Raw genomic sequence first — 21718 nt, 5'->3', positions numbered from 1 at the left:
TTTACGGATAATACGCGGCCGTTACGGAGGCTATGTAGCTCAGTTGGTTAGAGCACAGCATTCATAATGCTGGAGTCGCTGGTTCAAGTCCAGCCATAGCCACCATCCTCCTGGTGGGCCGTCGCCAAGCGGTAAGGCAACGGGTTTTGATCCCGTCATGCGCAGGTTCGAATCCTGCCGGCCCAGCCATTTTCATTCCCCGCATCTCCTCTGTTACGCCTGATTATTGGGCCGTCGCCAAGCGGTAAGGCAACGGGTTTTGATCCCGTCATGCGCAGGTTCGAATCCTGCCGGCCCAGCCACCTTCTCTTTCACTCAACAGACCGTTATTGTCGGTTCAGCTTGATGTCGGAGAACAGTCATGAATCCTCAGTCCCCCCATCTGATCAGCGCCAGTGAGCTAAAAGCTCAGCTCGACAATGACCAGCCGTTGGTTTTACTCGATTGCCGTTTTGACTTAAGTGCTCCCGAAGCCGGTGAACAGGCATACCGCCAGGGCCATCTGCCTGGTGCTTTTTATGCCCATCTGGATCGCGACCTGTCAGGGCCAATTGAAGCCGGCGTCACCGGTCGTCATACCCTGCCCGACCCAGCCAGTCTGCAAGCGCGTTTGCGTGCCTGGGGCCTATCGGCCGATTCCACCCTGGTAGTCTACGACGCCAATAACGGGCCCTATTGCGCCCGCGCCTGGTGGCTGGCGCGTTGGGCTGGGTTAACCGATGTGCGCGTATTGGACGGCGGCATGAAAGCCTGGCTCGATATAGACGGCGACATCGACAGCAACCTGCCGTCACCACCGGTCAGTAGCGAGCTCAGCGTGCAATGCCCGTCCGACTGGGTAATCGATGTCGATACCCTGCAACAGCAACTGGCCGAACTGACTCTGATCGACGCTCGTGCCGCCGCCCGTTACAGCGGCGACACCGAACCCCTGGACCCCATCGCCGGTCACATTCCTGGCGCCTATTGCGTCGACTTCACCGCCAACCTGGATGCTGACGGTCGTTTTCTCGATGCCACCACCTTAAAGCAGCGTTTTGAACCACTACCGGATTCCAACCCCTGGGTCTGCTACTGTGGCTCTGGCGTGTCGGCCTGCCACAACATCCTGGCGATGGCGATCGCCGGCGTACCGCAACCAAAACTCTACTCCGGCTCCTGGAGCCACTGGATAACCGACAGCCACCGCCCTATTGAAACCGGACTGACTAAGGAACCGCTCTAATCATGCCCGCCCGTCTACTGCTACTTTGCCTGCTGACACTCTTTGCCGGACCTGCCCTGGCCCAATCGCATTTCAATATTCTGGTCTATCACCACGTCGCTGAAGACACCCCGGCCAGCACTACCGTGAGCCCGGCCACCTTTCGCGAGCACCTGCAATACCTGCGTGACAACAACCACCCGGTGATCGCCATGCAAACCGCGCTCGATGCCGTGCGTAATAATGAAGAGTTGCCCGATGGCGCCGTGGTCATTACCTTCGATGACGCCTTCAAAAACATCTACACCAACGCCTTTCCTTTGCTGCAGGAATTCGACGCTCCCTTCACCATTTTTGCGGCCACCGATCCAATTGATCAGGGTTTCAACGACATGCTCAGTTGGGACCAGCTGCGCGACATGCAGGACTGGGGTGCGACCATCGCCAACCACAGCCGCGATCATGACTACATGGTGCGTCACAGCCCGCGCGACAACGCCTGGCGCGAAACCATGGCGAAGAACATCCGCCACGCTCAGCAGCGTCTGGAAGCCGAGCTCGGTGATGATATTCCACGCTGGTTTGCCTACCCCTACGGCGAATACAGCGAAGGGTTGAAGTCGATTTTGCAGAACGAAAACTTCGTCGGTTTTGCCCAACATTCCGGCGGTGTTTACAGCGGCAGCGACTTCCTCGCCCTGCCCCGCTTTGCCGCCGCCGGCAACTATGCCCGCCTGGAAACACTGAGCACCAAACTGAACAGTCATCCGATGCCGATCGACCTGGCGTCCATACCGGACATGCCAACCACTGAAGCCCAACCCAGCATGACCGTCCGCGTCGACGACACCTCCGATATGAGCCGCGCCCTGAACTGCTTTGTCGACAGCAGCTGGCAAGATGCGCAATGGATCGACGACCAGCAATTCAGCTTGAGCGCACCACAACCACTCGGCAGCGGCCGCCACCGCTTCAACTGTACCGCCCAGGCGCGCAGCGGCGATTTCTTCTATTGGTACTCGCAGCCTTGGCTCGTTGTTGAAGAATAAGAGCTGAAGAGTAAGAGCTGAAGATTGAGCGCTGAAAACCAGCCCCGACTGCGAATCAGCAGACATAAAAAAAACCGGCCCAAAAGCCGGTTTTTTATAACCCGAAACCAACCGATCAATCGGGAATTTCGTAGTCCAGCACCTCAACCCAATCATTGCTGTCGGGCAGACGCTCCCAAACGGTACCCACTTCAGAGATTTCCAACAGCTCGATAATGCTCGGGTCCAATCGCTCCATACAATCGAGCGGTGCGACACAGGCAGCGTCTTCTTCCATCAAAAAATCGTCGGTTTCAAAACCACTGTAAAAACGAAATCCCGTATCGTTAGCATGCTGCGCTTCTTCTTTATAAAAGAAGCGGATGGGCAACGGACGTTCGTTCAGAATCAAACTGGATGCCAGGCAGAGATAACCACTGTGTTGGCTGGGGCTCTGCTGGATGGTGCTGACCTGAGCTTGCATATAACAAACAACCTCGTAAACGCGGCGTGTATCGGTAGATCCAAAGGGCGGCGGATTATAAGCAAGCCAAACCAAAATGCATCCCGTTTGGGCCGACCGAGCGGTCAGAAAATAACGGCGCGTTTAGAATCAAGCAGTTATAAATGTAATTTTTTGTAACATTACCAAAAACCCCAGGACAGCAAAGCCACTGCCACTGGGGTAACCAATGGATCAGGCCAACTGGGTTTCCTGGTTATCGAGTTCCACCGCATCGAAAATCTGCTCAAGGATGTCCGGGATGGCCGACTGAACACGGCTCCAGCTCGGCATAAAGGGCGTCGCCATGGGGTTTTCCAGAAACTCCTGGCCGGCGCTCATCACATTGCGGGCAAACAGTTCGACGGCTTCCTCTTCGGCGTGGCGGTCCAGCGTCAGGCCGTTGAAAATAGCGTCGTTGTAGTAGGTTTCGATGTAATCCAACGCCACCCGGAAGTAAGTGGCTTTGATGGTGCGGAAATGCTCTTCGGTAAATACCAGGCCCTGGGTCGCCAGTTTGCGGAAGATCGCCTTGGCAATGTCGCGCGACATCTTCGACAAGCCTTTGCGGGCATCTTCCGGGCTCAGCGGCTGGTGCTTGTGGTCGTAAACCGAGGCTACGTTGACCTGACAGATACTGCGCGGACTGTAATTGCGATGCAGCTCCGCCAGGACGCCCACTTCCAGGCCCCAGTCGCTGGGAATGCGCAGGTTACGCAGCACATCAGTACGCAGGCTGAATTCTCCCGACAGCGCATAGCGGAAGGAATTCATATATTCGAGGAATTCGTTTTCGCCCTTAACCATCTTCAGCGCGCGCAACAAGGGCGACACCAGCAAACGGCAGACACGGCCGTTCATCTTGTTGTCGGCAATGCGCGAGTAATAACCTTTACAGAACTGATAGCGATAAGCCGGATTGGCGACCGGATAAATCAACCGCGCCAGCATGCCGCGATCGTAGGTTTTGATATCACAGTCGTGCATGGCCACCGCCTTGGCGCGGTTGGCCGCCAGGATATAACCGTAGCAGTACCAGACGTTACGGCCCTTGCCTAACTCAGTTGGCGCCAGGCCCTTGCTGGCCAGCAAGCGATCCACCGCCTGCAAACGAGGACCATCGTTCCACAGAATGCGCACCGGTTGCGGCAGGCGACCAAAATACTCCTGAGCGTGGCGAAACTGATCCCGGTCAGCCCGGTCCAGACCGACCACCACCTCATTCAGATAAGGCACCTGCTTCAATTCCTGGACGATATTTTCCAGTGCCGGCTGCTCTAACTCCGAATAGAGGGAGGGCAGCACCAGGGCCATAGGATTCTGGTGAGAGAAACCGGTTAACTCCTTTTCCATGGATTCGACCGGACGGTCGATCAGGTTATGCAGATTGGCAATCAGGCCATTTTGAAAAAAATCGCTCATAACAGGGGCTCCTTGGGGATAAAACGCTCAAGCAGGTCCAGCATCGCTCGATTCCAGCCAGCTGGGCCGGGCTCGGGCGCCTGGATGACATCAACAACGGTTTCCGGTCGGGGTTCGCCATGCGCCGGTGGAATACGCACAGCCAGGTCGGCGGCGGCGAGCATGGCGTCATCGTTACCGCCATCCCCCAGAGCCACACTACGCACCGTCCTGGCATCACCCAACTGACTCAATAAATGCTGTAACGCAGTGCCTTTGTCCGCGCCATTAGCCAGATGCAGAAATCGTCCGCCTTCGAGTAACTGCACTCCCTGCGCCGCCACGGCCTCTTTAAAGGCATCGCGTCCGGGGAAGTGTTCGGGCCAGAACACCGGCAGCGCACCTTCGCGCTGGCGCGCCAGGCGAGACTGTTCGAGAGACAGGCCGGTCCAGTTGGATACGTCCTGGTCGCTGGCTTCGTGAAAGCCAATCGCCGGTGCGCCCAGTTCACCGCGTACGCGTTCAAAGACGCTGATCAATTCTGCAAAGGGACGGCCAAGTGACTGCCACTGCGTCGGTGACTGACGGTCATCGACAATGACAGCGCCGTTTTCACAGCCAGCCAGCGGTGCCAGATAAGGAATTTCCTCGCGCAGCGCCTGCCATTCCAGCCGTGTTTTGCTGGTCATGGCAATCACCGGTATCGAGCGTTCGGCCAGCGCACGTAAAGCTGGTTCAGCCGCGCGCCAGTCGTAGCTGTCGTGGTCGAGCAAGGTGCCATCTAGGTCGGTAAAACAAGCCCAGGTGTCGCTCATGATTCAGTCTCCCGCCAAAGTGGTAAGCCGGGGCGTTGCCGATCATCGAGGGGCACTACCACATCGGCCTGCTCGCCCAGAGTAGCCAGACCGTGCCGGGTCAAGCGCTCATAGTGCTGAATAAAGCGGCGCAGCTGATCGTCGTTCATCACGCCGCTGCCACCCCGGCCGCGCAAGGCCTCTTCCTGACGCCGACGCCAGTCGAAGACCTGCTCAAAACCCGGCGCTTTGAGCACGATCAGCGCGTCGAGTGATGCAAACAGATGTTGATAGGGTCCGGCCAACTGATCGTTGACATAACGCCGCCAGTCACCCTTGGGGTCTTCTTCACGCTCCAGCCTGTTGATCGGCGCTTCGAGCGCCGCTTCTGGCTGGGCCGTCATCGCCACGCACCAGCCTTCAAAAATCAGCATATCGGGTGGCTCGGCCAGCACCGGCCAATCGGCCTGCGGATGGCGGTCATCATGGGACTTATCGAAACGGGGTAAGGCTTTGGCGCCAACGCCGTGACGCACCCAATGCAGGATGGTTTCGCCCAAGGCGAGATCATGAGTTCCCGGGACGCCCCGGGTTGCCAACAAAGGGTGTCGCTGGGCCGCCAGGCGCTGTCGCCCAGCCTGCGGCAAATACAGATCATCAATGGAGAGGATGGCGACCGTCAGCCCCTGCTGTTCAAGCTGCCACTTCAACACCTCGGCCAAGGTCGATTTACCCGAGCCCTGAGTGCCCTGAATACCCAGAATGGTCGGCCGACGCTGCAACAGCCAATCGGCCAGCGGCTGATAAAGACGATCGTGATAATCGCTCAGTTCAGCAGGTAAGGACGACCGGGCCAGAAAAGCGCTGAACGCATCAGTAGTAGCCAACCCCATACCTCCCCTGAATTCAGTTCATGTCGACAGCTCGAATTGACAACCTTTGTCATCAACCAAACCACAACCTCTATTCAGGGTAGAGCAAAATATCGGCCAAGCGGACAGGCCTTGGAGAGGCCTCTCGACGCACCAAAGAAGTGCAAAAAGAAAGGAGCGCACCGAGACGAGCCTATGCAGGCCTCGTTTTAGTGCGCGGAAGACTTAACGGTTGTTACGTTGGCGTTTCAGCGCCTCAAACTGCTCGACCATGTCGTCCATGGCAGCAGAATCGTAGGGCATCAAACCACTGACGATCAGCTTTTTGGAACCCGTTCCGACGACTTTGCCAGCAGCGGTGATATTGAACTCGAAATGCACATCAGCGCGCTTACCATTCACATCAAGACTGGTATTGGCCAGCTCCAGATCCGGGTCCTGGATATCCAAATGGTTCAATTCAAACGCCATGCTTTCGTAAATCACCAGCGGACGCTTGGGGTTAAACATAACGCCGTGCTTTTCCATCAACGGCACCATAATAAAGGGGAAGTTATGGCCCGAGAACGCCACATAACGGCGTGTTAGCTGTTCAATCAGGGCAGAGTCATGGCTGGTCTGACCGCCGTGCTCCAAGTGCAGATAGGCTTTGCCATCGGTGTCCTGAACGTCAATAACGCCTTCGTCCACTTCCGGAAAGACCAGGGGCACGTTATCGCCGACCATGCCGGAAAAACGCACCGCCATGCGCTCACTGACACCGTAACGCTCCAGCACCAAGGCGAACAATAAATCGCCGGGCACACAGAAGCGTTTGGCATCCGGGTTATGGATGGGATTGAAATCACCGGCGACATCCTTGGCAAAATTGCTGGCCTGTTCGGCACTGATCAGGACATAACCGTCTTGTTTGCGGTGAAAAGGATCAAGAAACACGAAAATCGCTACCTATATGACACAGTTTGAGCATGTTCGCCTATTGTGACGACTGCCGTTGCACTATAAAGCATCTAGCCAGGAAAAGATTTGTGAGCAAATATCACTACCAGGCTCTGACAAACCGGGTTACTGCGACTTTTAGGACACAATAGACTCAACCGTTAAAGTTGGGTTTTCCATCGGCAACAAATGTCTCTGCTGCGGTATATCGATAAATTCTCCCTCAGGCAACAGACGCTGTAAGCGTTGCCAACTCGCCTCAGGCAAGAACAGCGACGGCTTGGCGCGGATCACCCTTACTGGCATGGATAGCCGCTTCAACTCACGCCATACCGCATCTATGCCCATATAGTTGGCAACTTCCCATTCACGACTGAACTGCAGTTGCACACCGTCGGTGGTCGGTTCTAGAAGACCATCCAAGAGCACGTTCAGATGCTCATCCGACAGATAACGATAAGCGCGGTGACTGCGATAAAAACGCCAGGCGGCTACGCGATCAGGCCAAGACCCGGGCGACATCAGCGTGGTTTTAATCAGTTGAGTCCGAGCCAACACGGCCTTCGGCAACTGACGAGCCAGGGTCGCCGCCCAGGCGCTTTGCAGCACCGGCTCAATCAGCACCAGGCTGTGGAACAGGTCTGGACGTGCAGCTGCTGCCATCACGGTGGTGGTTGCTCCCATCGAATGGCCAATGCCAACGACAGGGCCCGGTGCCGTGGCATCCAGAAAACGCACCAGATCGCGAGCATACTGGCTACAACGCAGCCTTCGTGCCGGCTGGCGGGGTTGGTCTGGCCAGAGTGCGCGATTATCCAAAGCGGTCAGCGAATAATGCGACGACAAGGCCGCCAATAAAGGGCGATAAGCCGGAACCGGAAAGCCGTTGGCCGCATAAAAGTGAGCAAGGAGCTGTTGGTTCGACTCAAACTGCCAATAAGAAGCGCGTTCACCAGCCAGCTGAATCGGCTGTCGTTCTGCTTCCATCAGGCCAGATCAGCAGAGGTCGGCAAAGATGGAAAAGCACCGCGCTTAGCAACAGCGAAGGAGCCGGCGCGTACCGCTCGGTCCAGAATCGCCGCCCAATCCGGCTCTGCCGGCTCACACAAGGCCGCTATGACAGCGCCACAGAACGCGCCTCCGGCGGCTGTGACATCGACCACTTTAACCTTTGGCGGTTGTTGCGAATGACGTCCCTGGCGAGTGATGACCTCGGCGCTGTCAGCGCCATCGGTAATAAACACCGCCTGAGCCCGATGCTGGAACGCCAGCTCCAGAAACTTCTGTTCAGCGTCAGTTTCCCACAGCAGCGCCAACTCCTCGCGATTCACCTTGATCACATCGGCACGAGTCAGCATCGCCTTGACCGGTTCGCGGTAGTTGTTCCCGCCCGGCCACAAACCCAGACGCAGATTAACGTCGAAACTGATCAAATTACCGGCGTCAAGACAGCGGTCGACAAACCCCAGATGGACTCGTCGAATATCAACTTCGGTCAGAGTATTAGAAGCAACATGCACCACCCCCGGTTCAAACTCACCAGGGCTGGGTAATTTGTGAGCGGGCAACAGCAGATCGGCACTGCCGCTGCGATAAAAGCGAAAATCCGGCCGGCCCTGATCATTCAAGGAAACCAGGGCCAGGGGCGTTGGCGCATCGGTGGAGCGCAGGTAACGGGTGTCGACGCCATAGTGGGCCAGTGCCTGCTTCAGATAAGGACCAAACCGATCACGCCCGACCTGGCCGATAAAATGGCTTTTCACCCCAAGGCGGGCAGCCGCTACAGCCACATTGGCCGGCGCGCCTCCGGGATAAAACAAGGCCCCGGGAATAACCAGACCATCTTCAACCACACCCTGCTGATGCAACGCATCGACGAGCAGTTCACCAAAGGCGTATAACGGCTTCATTCAATTTCCTTAACTCACGACCGGCGGCAGGGGCAGAATTGTCGCATTCCACCCTGAAACTGTCGATCTCAGCGCTCGGCGATATGGGACCAAAGGATGCATCTGGGCGTATTGCAATAGCGACCGCTCATGGCCATAGTCGTGACATTTGAACGGTGGGCGATATGGAAATTGTGTTGATTGCAGCCGTCGCCGTTGTGGTTTTGATCATGACGGCAGACTTATTGCGGATGCTGGGGCGGCGTTATCTGACGCGAATCAACTTAAGAAAACGCAACCACCGCCGATGAGCTATATTAGAAAACCAAAGACAGGCTATTAAAGTAGGAAGTGGCGTCCCGTAGGGGACTCGAACCCCTGTTACCGCCGTGAAAGGGCGGTGTCCTAGGCCACTAGACGAACGGGACCCGTCAGCAGGCGGCGAACTCTAAGGACGCCTCCTTTAACTGTCAAGCACCGGTTTTACCGGGCTCGGCGACACCCTATTTTTGCATTACACTGAATAGTGCATGAAAGGAACAAACCGTTCCTTTCAAGATGATGGAACGGTTCATGGGCATCGATATAAAGGTTTTGCTCTCCATAGCGGCGGTCATCATGGTCGTTGTGATGCTGGTGGCCATGATGATTACCCAGGGTCGCCATCGTCATCAGGCCGCCGTCCGTGAGCAACTGCAAAACCTCAACACCCAGTTCCGCAAACTGAATAACGTCTTACGCAGTCTGCCCGAAGGTTACCTGTCGGCCGAATTACGCGACTTTATTTATCAAGCCTTGCTGCAAAACTTACGGGCGCAGGTGAAATTAAAACCCGATCAGGAAAAATATCTGATCAGCGATTACGAACAGCTCACCACCGAGCGTGCCCAAGCCAAACTGCATCCCCCCAAGGCGACGATCCCGAATTTATCACCCGAAGAAATCAACCTGCATCGTCACACTCTTAAAGCCTTATTCCTGTTTATCAAACGCAACTACGAAACCGGCCACATGGATAAGACAGCCGCTGAGAAGATGCTCGCTCAGGTGGAAATAAAGCTGGTTGAGACGGCGGTTCGCTTCTTTGGTTCACGCGGCGAGCAGTGCGTGAACAGCAAAAATTATCAAGAAGCCTGCCGGGCTTTCCAAAAAGGTATGGACACCATCACCGCCTCTCGCCATGCCGGCGCTTTTAAGCAGGAAGAAATGGCGCTGCGCAATCAGCTCAATAGTGCCAAGCAGGAGTGGCAGGAATATCGCACTCAGCTGTCTTCAACCCAGGCCGAAAAACTGGCCGAAGGCATGGAGTCCATGGTGGAAGATCAGGAAAGCTGGAAGAAGAAGAACGTTTACGATTGACCCCAGGCGAAGCAGACCGGTTTTAGCCACAGCTCAAACCAGTCCTCAAGATCAACCATCAGTTATTCATATTACGCGGCTGCAGACTGAATTCCATCGGTGCCGATAACCGCAACTCGCCGACCTGTTCCGTACTCAGGCGGTAGCGACCACAGCTGCCATTCTCATTCTGACACTCACCCAGGTTGACAATTTCGGCCTGCGGCTGAGCTTCGAGAATGCGATGATCCTCGGTAATGCAGATCATCTTGCCGGGGGTTAATACCGCCTCGGATTGTCCCAGATCCACCTCAACTGACAGCAGGCAATAATCCGGCAAGGGTTCACTCAAGGCGCCTTCAGGGCTGCCCGCATCCTCGGGATGGACTGTCACGGTCGTGGTTTCAGTCAGTGTTTGGTCGACCAACGGCGATAGCTGCAACCGGGCTTGCGGTTGGACGGTTAATACAACCTCGGCAGCCAGAACAGGGGTGGTGGTAGCACAGCACAATAGACTCAGAATCAGACCCAGACGGGTTTTCATAACGGACCTCAACTGACTAAACGATAAAACCGTCAGCAGTTTACCAGAACTCGCCAGCAGTTCCCTTGCCATTTCGGAATCAACCGGTACACAATGCGATCCATCTCCTGAACAGCGCAATCCAAACACCATCATGAACAAGCGTCTGATCTTCTTCCTGCTGGCGGTCGTGGCCTTTGTGGCAGCGCTGGTCTATTTTGAGCAACAGCGACAAGCACCCTGGAATTCGCCGGTCTTTTTCAGCAAAGTGACGAACCCAGCCTTGTTCGAACGCTCCTTGTCGAATGCTGGCGAGCCGCAAAACCGCATCGCCTGATTTGTCCTGGCGCTGCGCCTGAACGACTAACCAGAAGGGAACGGCTATGTCCGGCATACTGTCCATGATCTTAGCCGGCGGTGAAGGCACACGCCTGGCACCTCTCACCTCGGTCCGCGCCAAACCGGCGGTACCCTTTGGTGGCAATTACCGCATCATCGACTTTGTGCTCAATAACTTCGTCAACTCCGATCTGCTGCAGATCTTTGTATTAACGCAGTTCAAATCCCATTCATTAATGAAACACATGAGCCGGCGCTGGCGCGTCACCGGCCTGACCAACCGTTTTATCGACCCCATTCCCGCCCAGATGCAAATGGGCAAACACTGGTATCAGGGCACCGCCGATGCCATCTACCAGAATATCGATCTGGTGGAAGGGCTGGATCCGGAAATCGTCTGCGTCTTTGGTGGCGATCACATCTATAAAATGGATGTGCGACAAATGATTGAATTTCATCGCAGCCACGATGACGCTCGCCTGACGGTTGCAGCCATTCCAGTGCCCGTCGAGCAGGCCGATCAATTCGGCATTATTGAAATCGACGAAAACCATAAGATGATCGGCTTCCAGGAAAAGCCCAAGTCCGACCCCAAAACCATTCCCGGTCGACCGGGCTGGGTATTGGCCAGCATGGGCAACTATGTGTTCGAGGCCGACACCCTGGTCGGCTGCCTGCGCGCCGACGCCGAGCGCACCGATTCCATTCATGACTTCGGCCACAACATCATCCCCGAGTTGTTCGAAGCCGGGGTGGTTTATGTCTACGATTTTTCCACCAACAGCATTCGTGGCGAAGCCGAACACACCAGCGGTTACTGGCGCGATGTTGGCACCATCGACTCACTGTTCGAAGCCAATATGGATTTGCTGGCAGTCACGCCGCCGATCGATCTGTACAACCGTCACTGGCCGTTGCGTTCGCATCATCCAGCGGTGCCACCGGCCAAGTTCGTGCACGACGAAGCCAACCGCACCGGCCAGGCGATCAGTTCGATGATTTCCGGTGGCTGCATCATTTCCGGCGGCAGCGTGCATCAATCGATCCTCGGTCATAACAGCCATATTCACAGCTACACCACCGTCGAAGACAGTGTACTGATGGGCGGTAATGACATCGGCCGCGGCTGTCGCATTCGTCGCGCCATTCTCGATAAAAACGTCACCGTTGCACCGGGCACCGTCATCGGTGAAAACCCGGAACAGGATCGCCAGCGTTTCCACGTCTCGCCCGGTGGCGTTGTCGTCATTCCCAAGGGCGCGCGCGTAGGCTTTGATGACTGAACCGCTGAGAATTCTGGTTGTTGCTTCTGAAGTCGAAGGGCTGGTAAAAACCGGCGGTCTCGCCGACGTCGCCCGCGCCCTGTCCGCCTGCTTAAAAGCCATGGGCCACGATGTCAAAGTGGTGATGCCTGCCTACGAGCGCATCCGAGAACACTGGCGCGACTGGCCAGCCCAGCCAATCAGCTTGCCGTTGAGTCAAGCTGAGAGCCACGCCATCCAGGCGCGCACCGGTGACAACGACGGCCTGCCAATGGTTCTGATCGAGCATCCCGAAAGCTTTGAACGAGCCGGTGTTTACGACGATGGCTATCACGCCTTTGACGACAACCCACGCCGCTTTGCCATCCTCAGCAAGGGCGCGCTGCAATGGTGTCTGGTCAACGACTGGCAACCCGACATCGTGCATTTGAACGACTGGCAAAGCGCCCTGGGTGCTTACTACCTGGCCGAGCATTTCAAAGACGAGCCTTTCTTTGCCCAAACACGCAGCCTGCTGACCTTACATAACGGTGCTTATCAAGGCCATGCCGATGCCAGTTGGCTGCAGCCTCTGGGCATCGATGCTCGCTATTTCCGGGAAGAAATCTTCGAAGATTACGGCCGCATCAATCTGCTCAAAGGCGGTATCCATTTTGCCGATGGCCTCAATGCGGTCAGTCCCGGCTACGCCGAAGAACTGGTGACCGATCTCGGCGGCCACGGTCTGGGCAGGTTTTTTCGTACGCGCCAGCAAGACCTGATCGGCATCCTTAATGGCTGTGACTATGGCCAGTGGTCACCGGAAACCGATCCCAATATTGCCGCTCATTTCCACAACATCGATGAACCTGGTAAAGCGCTGTGCAAAGCCGCCCTGCAACAGGAATTCGGCTTGGCCGAACGCCGGGTGCCACTGCTGGTGTCCATCAGCCGACTCACTGATCAAAAAGGCTTTCATCTGTTAATACCGGCCCTGGAAGAGATATTAAAAGAGGCTGATATGCAGGTTATTTTGCTCGGCTCCGGCGACGCCGAACTGGCGGCGCGTTTGCACAGCCTTGAGCAACGTTTTCCACTGAAAGTTCGCTTCGTTGAGGGCTACGATATGGCCTTGTCGCATCGTCTGGAAGCCGGCGGTGATGCGTTTTTGATGCCCTCTTTATTTGAACCCTGCGGGCTGAATCAGATCTACAGCCAACGCTATGGCACCCTGCCCCTGGTGCGCGAAGTTGGTGGTCTGAAAAATACGGTCACGGCCTTGAACGACACAGCGACCAACCTCAATGACGCCACAGGCTTTAACTTTTTGGAACCCAATTCGGTCACGCTGCAAAAGGCGCTTGAACAACTGATCAGTGTCTTTACCCAGCAGCCGGAGGTCTGGCAACAAATGCAACGCAATGCCATGGCGCAGCGTTTCGAGTGGCTCGATTCGGCGCAAGTCTACCTCGATTTCTACCGACAGCTGCTGAATAAACCTCGCGTCAATTCAACCGCTGCAAATCATTCAACCCCGCATTAAATCAATAACACTGACATCCTGATGGAGGCTTTATCATGAATGCATCCTGGATCGATATTCCCAGCCGCGACGGCCAACAATTTCAAGGTTATCTATCACTGCCACCGACCGGTAGCGGCCCCGGCATTGTCTTGCTGCAGGAAATCTGGGGTGTGAATCATCATATTCGCACCGTGGCCGATCAGTTTGCTTTATCCGGCTATACCGTCCTGGCACCGGATGTATTTTGGCGCATCGAACCGCGCATCGATCTGGAATATAACGAGGCAGGCAATGAAAAGGCATTTGGTTTGGCAAAAAGGGTTGACCGCGACCAAGCCACACTCGATGTCGCCGATGCCGTCGATTGCTTAAAAGCGCGCAACGAAGTAACCGGAAAAACAGCGGTGCTGGGTTTTTGCCTGGGTGGCCAACTGGCCTTTCGCGCCGCAGCGACTGGCAAACCCGATGCCGCCGTTTGTTATTACGGTGGCAAAACCGTCGACTATCTGGATGAAGCCAAGCACATTAACGTACCCATTCAGTTCCACCACGGTGGTCAGGATGGCAGTATCCCAGCCGATGCCGTTGCGTCCATAAAGGCCGCTTTTGAAGGTAAAAACATCGCCGAATTTTTCGACTATCCCGATGCCGGTCACGGCTTTAATTGTTGGGGGCGTTCGCTCTACAACCAAAACGCTTCAGCGCTGGCACACGGGCGTAGTTTGGTATTTTTGGCTAAGCATTTATAGCGCAATGCAGTCCTGACATTTAAATGATATTCAAAACGAAAAAGCCGCTCACCTGAGCGGCTTGATTAAGCAACGACCTAGTGTCCACTATGATGAGCGAGACTGTCATACAGGGTTGATAACTTATCTCGCCCCCTACGAGGAATCGCTGGCTCCTTGACTGCATACCCCTGCAATTGCCAGGCACGTCTCAGTTGCTGGACGACCTTGGGTTGACACATGTCGGGAAGTCGCTCCAATGCCTGAGTGAAACAGTCAATCGCTTCGGCTGCCCGACCACCATTCAAAAGCAGTTTCCCCAAACTAAACCAGGCATCTCCCTGATCCGGAGCATGCGCTAGGGCCATTCGGTACTCGGCAATCGCCTGGTCAAGATGGCCGGCATCGTTCAGCGCTTGCGCGAGATTAAATCGAGCGAGAAAAAAGCGCGGTCGTTTGCGTACAAAACGACTTAGCACTTCAATAGCTTCCTCATTTCGACCCAAGCGATTAAGTACATCGCCATGATTAATGCTCACTGCCGGTACCTGAGAGTAATCCTTGGACAGGATTTTAAGTTGCATTAATGCCTGTTCCAGCTCATTCAGTTGCGACAACACCAAAGCATAGTGGAGTCTTATTTCAGGATCATCGGGATAACTGTTAATCAGCGGTACTAATAGCTTACTGGCTCGTTCGAACTCGCCGCTGTCAATCGCCTTATTAATGACTTGCAAAGAGGCAATCATTGCCATTTGTTCTCTCCTTCCTTGCCACGAACATCCATGTGTTTGAACACAAGGGAGTCAAAACCCTGTGCTACAAGGCTGGAGATTAACGATCAAGCGATTGAATAAGCGTTTGAATCAGGGAAGAAAAAAGCAGCTAAATTGCAGATTTGTGAACCAGTCAGCTATTACGATTGAGAAGAAATTGAACTTCCATCAGCTGTGTCTAAATTTTGTGATCCAGTATTCATTTCCAAAAAAATGAAACCCAGTCTAAAGCTCCTCTCTGTAACCGGTTTCCAAATAATCACTGACGGCTTCGACTTTCATAGATCGAAGATTCGAAAAATACTGACGCACCAAGGTCTCGGCCTCAGTGCTATACGTTGAAGACTGCCATAGACCAGAACGAACTAACGCTTTACCACAATGAAAGAAAGCTTCCTCAACTTTAACCACTGTTGCCAACAGTGCAGCTTTACCATCCGCAGCCAGCTCAGCTAGCAACTCGGGATCTCGATTTAAATGAGCCCGTCCATTAACTCTTAACGTTTCACGGGTACCGGGAATCATAAAAATCAGACTGATCGAACCGGTCTGAAGAATATTATGAAACCCAAATGCCAGGCGGTTTCCCTTACGTTCCGGTATAACCAGAGTATGGTCATCCAATACGCGGACAAAACCCGGCGCATCTCCTTTTGGTGATACATCCACTTGCATCTGAGCATCGCAGGTCGCAACCAGAGCAAAGGGCGAGCGGGCAATAAACTGGCTGAACTGCTCAGTTAATAAAGCCTCGACTTTATCGGGTACGGCCGAGCTGGGTGGCGCAATAACGTCTCTGAGGTCTTCCTCATTACGGACATCATATTCACTTCGGATATTCACCACGACACTCTCCTATAAGCAATACAATCCTATAAGCAATACAATTCCGCCGCTTGGTTTTATGGAAGCTCGACGATCAATATCGACCGAATCGTTCCAGCAACCGATTTAAGCGAGCGGTATTATCGAAAAAGCTACTGCCGCTGCGTTCACCAACCCGAATTGATGTCGCCATTAAATAAAAACCCAGACGCATTTCGTGCTCTTCCGGGCTGTGCGCTGGCCCATGCTTCAAGTCGCTGTCAATTTTCAACAGGAACTGATCCAAGCGATCATCTTCAGCCTGAGTAAAGGCCAATAAGTCGTCGTAGCTATCGATGTCATTATCATCGAGAAGATCATCAAGAACCTTATCCAGGCGACCATTGTAACGATAATTATAGGCTGCCTTTTCCACTGAATAAGCATTGAACTCACTCGCTTCCGGCAGCGCGCCATCAGCAAACAAGTCATTAAAGCCGTGCATTAATTCGTGAGTCATAAAGACACCGGCAAAAGCCGGAGAAATACGATTCGGCCGCACGGTTACCGCAGTCAAATTAGCCTGCTGCCCAGTCTGCAAGGTTGGTCCCGCCTGAGCCAGGCTGGGATGGTTTTCTTCCAAAAACAGAATCCACAGACCTTCGGTATGACCATCGGTGGCTGCAATAATCTGACCATCGGCCTGGATATAGCCCCAAAATAAATGCGGGTAAAGGTTCTGATCGATGGCCTGAATTAAAGAAGCATCTTCCTGCTCGGCAGCATCCGGTACCGGCACCGAACCCATAACCTGAGCCAGACTGTGTTCATAAACAGCTTTGGCTTCCACCCAGTCAGCAAAGGTCTCCGACTGCGGCACCTCGTAGGTGGCCTGACCGGCGCAACCAGCCAGCAATGACAACAGCAACAACGAAAAGGCAGTGCGTGCGAGCATCGCTCGACTCTCCATGCATTCAACAGGGCCTTGACCATAGCACAGTCACAATAAACTCCACCATTGAGCGCCGCCCGGTTCAACGCTTTATCGCCAGAACCTGATGAGTATGCCAGTGCTTGTCGGCACCTAACCGGGTGGTGCCGATTTCGTTCTGTTCTTTATAGGTGTGAATGCGGAATGTATCGAACAGTGACAGCGCCCGAGCTTTACTCAATGGACAGGTTGGCAAGCGATGGCCCTGCGCCCAGTCGTCTTCAGGCCCCAGAAAGTGACCGACAAAGACGCCACCGGGTTGTATGGCAGAGCTGAGATTGCCCCAAGCCAAATCAAAACACTCTGGTTCACAGAAAAACAAACAGGAGAATGCGATCACCAATCCTGCTTCAGGATAGTCGTAGGTCTCAAACCGGGCTTGTTCAATGCAGAAGCCAGGCTCGCTGGCAAAGCGTTCGGTGCAGATGCGTACGGCTTCAGCACTGCCATCGTAAGCAGCCACCTGGTAACCCATATCGAGCAACGCGGCTGAGTCATTGCCAGCACCGCAACCAACATCGACTGCACAATTAAGCCCTGACTGATTAAGTTTGGCCGCCACCGTAACAACCGGGTTCGATGGTTTATTCAGCGACTTCTGCAGATACAGTTGCCAGGGATCAGATCTGGGCACCCGGTGAGTCCGGCTTGATTCAGCCATTTAATTATTCCCTTCGAGCTTGTCGATAATACCTAACACTTCTTCGAGTCGATCAACGGTTAACCTGTGTTCCGGTAACTCTTGTCCACCTTGAAAGCCTCTGAGCCAGATGGATTGCATTCCGGCATTGTTAGCCCCTTTTATATCGTTAATGGGATGATCACCAATATAGCAACACTGTTCCGGTAAATACCCAGCGTGCGCTATAGCTTTATGAAATATTGCTGCAGATGGCTTGCTGATCCCGGCTGCTTGCGAGCTGGTCACCCGCTCTATCAAGGTGTTCAACCGAGTTGACTCAAGAGTTCGATGTCGGCTTTTATCGGAACCGTTAGAAATAACGGCCAAATAATATCCACGGCTATAAAGCTGAGTCAGCAACGAAAAAGCACCCGGCATTTCTACCGAACTCAGCGGAAATTCATAACGCCAATAGGTTTCTATATCGCCTACCGAAGGCGTCAAGCGCCATGGCAGTCTTTCGACGAGTTCAACTGCAATAGCCTTTGCTAAGCTGGTAAATCCAGAGACTGGTGGTAAATAACCACCGCCGTCTCTGTGTTTAATCAAGGCAGCGACCTGTGCACTATCTATGCTTGGCAGCTGATTTTTATATTTAACAAGGAAGCTCTCTGCAAACCGCTCAATGCTCTGGTCCCTATCGATCAGGGTGTTATCCAAATCGAAGAAAACAGCCTCGATCATTGTTAAACCTGATTAACAGAGTTACCCAACCATTTATACATCACCAACGCATCGACCAACCCCAGCACTGGATGATTGAAAGCGCGCGGTAAACGACCGACGGTTGCGAAACCCAGTTTGTTCCATAACCGTACGGCCCCCTCATTACTGGCTGCAACAAAATTGAACTGCATCGCCAGATAGCCGAGTTTTCGGGCGACCTGTTGAGAATGCTGGCACAGCTGCGTCGCCAGGCCTTGACCACGAGCGGCAGTTGACACCATATAACCACAGTTACACACATGGCTGCCCGGTCCGGCCTGATTGGTTTTCAGATAGTAGGTCGCCAGGATGGCACCCTTATCGTCTTCATAGACAAAGGTTTTGCGCGGCAACTCCATCCATAGCTGATAGGCCTGATCGCGATGGGTATCGGTGGCGTAAGCGTAGGTTTCTCCGGCTCGAACGATGCTTTCAAAGATGGGCCAGATGGCATCGAAATCATCTGCGGTTGCTTCGCGAATCAAGAGGCCTCCTGAGTATCACACTGCTAACGTTGTTTTCTTAATTCATAAACAAAGGGTGAATATCCCAGCTTTTGATAAAATCCCAATACCCGATCGTTATCTGCCAGAACTTCCAAATGCATGGGCTTGCCGGGTGTAGCCATAGCCTCCACACGTTCCAAAAGCTGTCGGCCATAACCATGTCGACGCTGGTCTGACACCAGGTAGAGTTGACGGACATAATTTCGATCGGGCTGCAGAGCAAACAAACAATAACCAATCATTCGCTCGCCTTCGAAGGCAGCTAAACATTGATAGTCACCCGTCAGCCACTGCTGCATCCGCTGAGCCAGCTGCACCAGATTTAACAGCGTTGTGCTGCCTTCTTCTGCGATCAACATCTGGTTCAGTATCGCCAGCTCTGTTGTATAGCTGGCGTCAACAGTGACTATCTCAATCATTAATCCGACTCACCCAAAGCTTGACACCAGCGAAGGCAAAAAAACCAGCAAAAAGCGCATCAAAAAAACGCCGCGACTGATCGTAACCACGGCGTATTTTGGCGTTGGAAAATAAAACAGCATAACCAAAAAATACCACCGCATTGGTGCAGCTGATGACAGCAATCACACTGAGTAAGGAAATCGCCGCTGTGTTCGGGCTGAGCATCAATGAATAGAGCGCGCCGAAAAACAACACCGCTTTGGGATTGGTCAGGTGGATCAACAAACCGCGCCGATAGGCGGCCAGCAGCGCTCCCTGGGAAGCAACAGGTGTCACCGGCGTGGATGCTTGCAACATCGAACGAAACGAGCGGTAAGACAGATACAGCAGATAGCCCGCGCCCAGATAGCGAAATATTTCGAACAGCCAGGCGTTGGCCAGCATGATGGCACTCAGGCCGAAGGCGGCGGAGACTGACCAGACCAGGGAGCCGCTCCAGATGCCGGCGGCCACGGCCAAAGCGCGTGGCCGGCCACCACTGAGAGCGGTACTGGAAATTGCCAGTGTCGCTGGGCCTGGGCTGGCACAGGCAATCAGAGCAGCGGAAATGATTAACCAGTAATGGATGTCGGCCATATCAACCTCGTCGCGACAGTGAGTTGAACAATTAGTCCACTATATCGCGGCGAACTGCGTTAGGCATCCTGGCGCGCCGGTTCGGTCGCGCTGTCCTGACCTCGAATGGCACCAAAGGCAAAAAACGCAATCAGGGTGGCAATGGCGGTACTGGCTGCGCCCGTCCAATAAACCGCACCGGCTCCGGTCCACAACCAACCCGACAGCAAGTTGCCCACAATCAGTCCAACACCCATGCCGGTTGCCACATAGAGCCCCTGGCCCAAGCCCTGGCGGCTGGGCGGAAACAGTCGGCCGACACGATGAATGGCGACCGAGTGAATCACACCAAATGTCAGCGCATGTAACATCTGGGTGAAGAAAACCAGCGCAAAACTGCTGTCGACCATCGCCAACAATGACCAGCGCAATACCGTGGCGATCAGCGCCGTCAGCAATAAAAAACGTTCGGTAAAACGCTGAAACCAGGAGCCGATTACCAAGAAAATGGCAATCTCTGTCGCGGTACCAAAGCTGATCAAAAAGCCGATGGTGCTGGCACTGAAATCACGCGTTTTTAAAAACAGGTCGAAGAAGGTGTTGTAGGGAGCGATGCCGATCTGCCAGAAAAACACCACAGCCAGCAAAACACTGACCTGACGCCAGTCGATGTACTGGGCTTCGCCAGCGCGAATGGCGTTGCGCTGAGCGGAATCCAGGCGGGTCTCGGCGGGAATCAACAGCGTGGTCAGCCACATCAGGCCACAGAGCACCACGCCAATCACCGGCAAGATGGTGACCGGCAGATAATCCAACGCGATGCCCAGCAACCAGACAATGATGACGTAGCCAACCGAACCCCATAAGCGGACCTGGCCATAGCGGGCTTTATCGGGTCCGAGCACGGTCATGGCCAAGCCTTCCATCTGCGGCAAAACCGCCGATAAAAAAATGCCGAACAAACCGAATACGCCGAGGTACCAATAAAAGCCGGTGCCAAACAAGGTCAGCAAATAAAACAGCCCCATCATGACAAAGCCGAAGCGGATCATCGGCAACCGCCGCCCGGTGCGATCGGTAATCAGGCTGAACAAAAACGGCGCGAACACATTGACACCAAAGACCAAGGCCGAAATAACGCCAATCTGCGGGGCGGTCAGTCCCCGGGCATCCAGAAATCGCGCCAGATAAGGAAACACCACGCCAAACAAGGTGAAATAGCAGGCGTACATTGGCGACAAGCGCCAGGCTTTCTGTTGAAAGGTTAATTCAGGCATTGGGCTTCTCAGTACTTACATCGAGGTGCTCAACCATCAGCCAGCACTCTTTTTTAACGCTTTTTGTCGCGCACGACGTTCGGCAAAAAAACGCGACATTAATTCAGCGCATTCGTCTTCCAGCACACCGCCGACAACGTCCAGGCGGTGGTTATAGGGTCCGGAATCAAACAGCTGCAGGTTAGAACGCACAGCACCACTTTTGGGTTCCGTCGTACCATAGACCAAACGTTCAATACGACTGTGCACCAACAAACCCGCGCACATGGTGCAGGGTTCGACCGTCACATAAAGCGTGGCGCCACTGAGCCGATAATTGCCCACGGCTTGAGCGGCCTTGCGGATGGCGACCATTTCGGCATGCGCACTGGGGTCGAGCCGGCCGATGGGTTCATTAAAGCCTTCGGCGATCACCTGATGATCTTGAACAACCACCGCACCCACCGGCACTTCACCGGCCGCATAAGCGCACTGTGCCTGCGCCAGTGCCAGGCGCATATAGTGGGTGTCGTCCATCGACCTGCCCTCCTGTGAAAAAGGCCGCTATCATACAGCAGCCCTCAGTCCAGTTCAGCCGGCGGCTTCGCAACAAGGTTAGCTTAGCGCAAACGCAGCGTATCACTGCTGCATCGGTTGC

The 21718-nt window shown here is 54.3% G+C and carries 26 protein-coding genes and 4 tRNA genes; 11 read left to right on the top strand and 19 right to left on the bottom strand.

From position 1 onward, the window contains the following. The first annotated feature begins 28 nt into the window (after positions 1-28). The 5 genes from ACXAE6_RS18335 (at position 29) to ACXAE6_RS18315 (ending at position 2253) form a co-directional block, all read left to right on the top strand. Positions 29-105, top strand: a tRNA-Met gene (locus ACXAE6_RS18335). Between the two features lie 9 nt (positions 106-114). After that, positions 115-189, top strand: a tRNA-Gln gene (locus ACXAE6_RS18330). Between the two features lie 38 nt (positions 190-227). Continuing rightward, positions 228-302, top strand: a tRNA-Gln gene (locus ACXAE6_RS18325). A 59-nt stretch (positions 303-361) separates the two neighbouring features. After that, positions 362-1225, top strand: a complete 864-nt coding sequence (locus tag ACXAE6_RS18320; protein WP_475152717.1) for a sulfurtransferase — start codon at positions 362-364, stop codon at positions 1223-1225. A gap of 2 nt (positions 1226-1227) precedes the next feature. Continuing rightward, positions 1228-2253 (top strand): polysaccharide deacetylase family protein, encoded by a 1026-nt coding sequence (locus ACXAE6_RS18315; protein WP_475152714.1) that lies wholly within the window; start codon positions 1228-1230, stop codon positions 2251-2253. Positions 2254-2368: 115 nt separating this feature from the next. Here ACXAE6_RS18315 and ACXAE6_RS18310 read toward each other — a convergent pair whose 3' ends face one another. From ACXAE6_RS18310 to ACXAE6_RS18280, 7 genes are all read right to left on the bottom strand, one after another. Then, a complete protein-coding gene (locus tag ACXAE6_RS18310; RefSeq protein WP_475152710.1) occupies positions 2369-2716 on the bottom strand; it encodes a DUF2185 domain-containing protein in 348 nt (115 codons plus the stop codon). Between the two features lie 213 nt (positions 2717-2929). After that, entirely contained in the window at positions 2930-4156 is a 1227-nt protein-coding gene (locus tag ACXAE6_RS18305; RefSeq protein WP_475152708.1) for a glycosyltransferase family protein, read from the bottom strand. Continuing rightward, a complete protein-coding gene (locus ACXAE6_RS18300) occupies positions 4153-4950 on the bottom strand; it encodes an HAD-IIB family hydrolase (RefSeq protein WP_475152706.1) in 798 nt (265 codons plus the stop codon). The genes ACXAE6_RS18305 and ACXAE6_RS18300 overlap by 4 nt, the downstream gene beginning before the upstream one ends. After that, positions 4947-5816, bottom strand: coding sequence for a hypothetical protein (locus ACXAE6_RS18295; protein ID WP_475152704.1), 870 nt, complete (start codon positions 5814-5816; stop codon positions 4947-4949). The genes ACXAE6_RS18300 and ACXAE6_RS18295 overlap by 4 nt, the downstream gene beginning before the upstream one ends. 210 nt (positions 5817-6026) lie before the next feature. Then, the gene (locus ACXAE6_RS18290) at positions 6027-6737 is read right to left on the bottom strand and encodes a DUF3581 domain-containing protein (protein WP_475152701.1); all 711 of its coding nucleotides are present in this window, start codon (positions 6735-6737) and stop codon (positions 6027-6029) included. A 141-nt stretch (positions 6738-6878) separates the two neighbouring features. Next, positions 6879-7727, bottom strand: a complete 849-nt coding sequence (locus tag ACXAE6_RS18285) for an alpha/beta fold hydrolase (protein ID WP_475152697.1) — start codon at positions 7725-7727, stop codon at positions 6879-6881. Further along, positions 7727-8650, bottom strand: a complete 924-nt coding sequence (locus ACXAE6_RS18280; RefSeq protein WP_475152692.1) for a carbohydrate kinase family protein — start codon at positions 8648-8650, stop codon at positions 7727-7729. The genes ACXAE6_RS18285 and ACXAE6_RS18280 overlap by 1 nt, the downstream gene beginning before the upstream one ends. 164 nt (positions 8651-8814) lie before the next feature. Here ACXAE6_RS18280 and ACXAE6_RS18275 point away from each other — a divergent pair, with 164 nt between their 5' ends. Then, positions 8815-8940, top strand: coding sequence for a hypothetical protein (locus tag ACXAE6_RS18275; protein WP_475152687.1), 126 nt, complete (start codon positions 8815-8817; stop codon positions 8938-8940). A gap of 41 nt (positions 8941-8981) precedes the next feature. Here ACXAE6_RS18275 and ACXAE6_RS18270 read toward each other — a convergent pair. Then, a tRNA-Glu gene (locus tag ACXAE6_RS18270) sits at positions 8982-9057 on the bottom strand. A 145-nt stretch (positions 9058-9202) separates the two neighbouring features. Between ACXAE6_RS18270 and ACXAE6_RS18265 the strand changes: the two genes are divergently transcribed. After that, the gene (locus ACXAE6_RS18265; protein ID WP_475152682.1) at positions 9203-9988 is read left to right on the top strand and encodes a hypothetical protein; all 786 of its coding nucleotides are present in this window, start codon (positions 9203-9205) and stop codon (positions 9986-9988) included. Positions 9989-10046: 58 nt separating this feature from the next. On the opposite strand, the gene ACXAE6_RS18260 is transcribed toward ACXAE6_RS18265, so the two are convergent. Next, positions 10047-10511, bottom strand: coding sequence for a hypothetical protein (locus ACXAE6_RS18260; protein WP_475152677.1), 465 nt, complete (start codon positions 10509-10511; stop codon positions 10047-10049). Between the two features lie 133 nt (positions 10512-10644). On the opposite strand from ACXAE6_RS18260, the gene ACXAE6_RS18255 reads away from it, so the two are divergent. From ACXAE6_RS18255 to ACXAE6_RS18240, 4 genes are read left to right on the top strand one after another with little or no spacing between them, the layout of a single operon-like run. Beyond that, positions 10645-10827, top strand: a complete 183-nt coding sequence (locus ACXAE6_RS18255; protein WP_392805324.1) for a hypothetical protein — start codon at positions 10645-10647, stop codon at positions 10825-10827. Positions 10828-10873: 46 nt separating this feature from the next. After that, complete coding sequence (gene glgC / locus ACXAE6_RS18250) at positions 10874-12112, top strand: glucose-1-phosphate adenylyltransferase (RefSeq protein ID WP_475152672.1); 1239 nt, start codon at positions 10874-10876, stop codon at positions 12110-12112. Then, a complete protein-coding gene (locus ACXAE6_RS18245) occupies positions 12105-13613 on the top strand; it encodes a glycogen synthase (RefSeq protein WP_475152670.1) in 1509 nt (502 codons plus the stop codon). The genes glgC and ACXAE6_RS18245 overlap by 8 nt, the downstream gene beginning before the upstream one ends. Positions 13614-13648: 35 nt before the next feature. Continuing rightward, positions 13649-14344 (top strand): dienelactone hydrolase family protein, encoded by a 696-nt coding sequence (locus ACXAE6_RS18240; RefSeq protein WP_475152668.1) that lies wholly within the window; start codon positions 13649-13651, stop codon positions 14342-14344. A 77-nt stretch (positions 14345-14421) separates the two neighbouring features. On the opposite strand, the gene ACXAE6_RS18235 is transcribed toward ACXAE6_RS18240, so the two are convergent. The 10 genes from ACXAE6_RS18235 to tadA form a co-directional block, all read right to left on the bottom strand. Beyond that, positions 14422-15078: a tetratricopeptide repeat protein gene (locus ACXAE6_RS18235; protein WP_475152662.1), complete on the bottom strand. Its 657-nt coding sequence runs from the start codon at positions 15076-15078 to the stop codon at positions 14422-14424. 246 nt (positions 15079-15324) lie between these two features. Further along, complete coding sequence (locus tag ACXAE6_RS18230; protein WP_475152657.1) at positions 15325-15942, bottom strand: MSMEG_1061 family FMN-dependent PPOX-type flavoprotein; 618 nt, start codon at positions 15940-15942, stop codon at positions 15325-15327. 76 nt (positions 15943-16018) lie between these two features. Further along, positions 16019-16858 carry a hypothetical protein gene (locus tag ACXAE6_RS18225; RefSeq protein ID WP_475152654.1) on the bottom strand — a complete coding sequence of 280 codons (840 nt, stop codon included), beginning with the start codon at positions 16856-16858 and terminating at the stop codon, positions 16019-16021. A 79-nt stretch (positions 16859-16937) separates the two neighbouring features. Further along, the gene (locus tag ACXAE6_RS18220; protein WP_475152650.1) at positions 16938-17528 is read right to left on the bottom strand and encodes a class I SAM-dependent methyltransferase; all 591 of its coding nucleotides are present in this window, start codon (positions 17526-17528) and stop codon (positions 16938-16940) included. A gap of 27 nt (positions 17529-17555) precedes the next feature. Next, positions 17556-18260, bottom strand: a complete 705-nt coding sequence (locus ACXAE6_RS18215; RefSeq protein ID WP_475152644.1) for an HAD family hydrolase — start codon at positions 18258-18260, stop codon at positions 17556-17558. A gap of 2 nt (positions 18261-18262) precedes the next feature. Beyond that, entirely contained in the window at positions 18263-18766 is a 504-nt protein-coding gene (locus ACXAE6_RS18210) for an N-acetyltransferase family protein (RefSeq protein ID WP_475152640.1), read from the bottom strand. A gap of 23 nt (positions 18767-18789) precedes the next feature. Continuing rightward, positions 18790-19206: an N-acetyltransferase family protein gene (locus ACXAE6_RS18205; RefSeq protein WP_475152638.1), complete on the bottom strand. Its 417-nt coding sequence runs from the start codon at positions 19204-19206 to the stop codon at positions 18790-18792. Continuing rightward, positions 19199-19825, bottom strand: coding sequence for a LysE family translocator (locus tag ACXAE6_RS18200; protein ID WP_475152634.1), 627 nt, complete (start codon positions 19823-19825; stop codon positions 19199-19201). The genes ACXAE6_RS18205 and ACXAE6_RS18200 overlap by 8 nt, the downstream gene beginning before the upstream one ends. A gap of 59 nt (positions 19826-19884) precedes the next feature. Continuing rightward, entirely contained in the window at positions 19885-21081 is a 1197-nt protein-coding gene (locus ACXAE6_RS18195) for an MFS transporter (protein ID WP_475152630.1), read from the bottom strand. Positions 21082-21117: 36 nt separating this feature from the next. Continuing rightward, positions 21118-21597 carry a tRNA adenosine(34) deaminase TadA gene (tadA, locus tag ACXAE6_RS18190; RefSeq protein WP_475152625.1) on the bottom strand — a complete coding sequence of 160 codons (480 nt, stop codon included), beginning with the start codon at positions 21595-21597 and terminating at the stop codon, positions 21118-21120. Positions 21598-21718: the final 121 nt, after the last annotated feature.

This window comes from Saccharospirillum sp. ABV4_185 (genome assembly GCF_056159245.1).
This window is presented reverse-complemented; position numbering and strand designations above follow the sequence as displayed.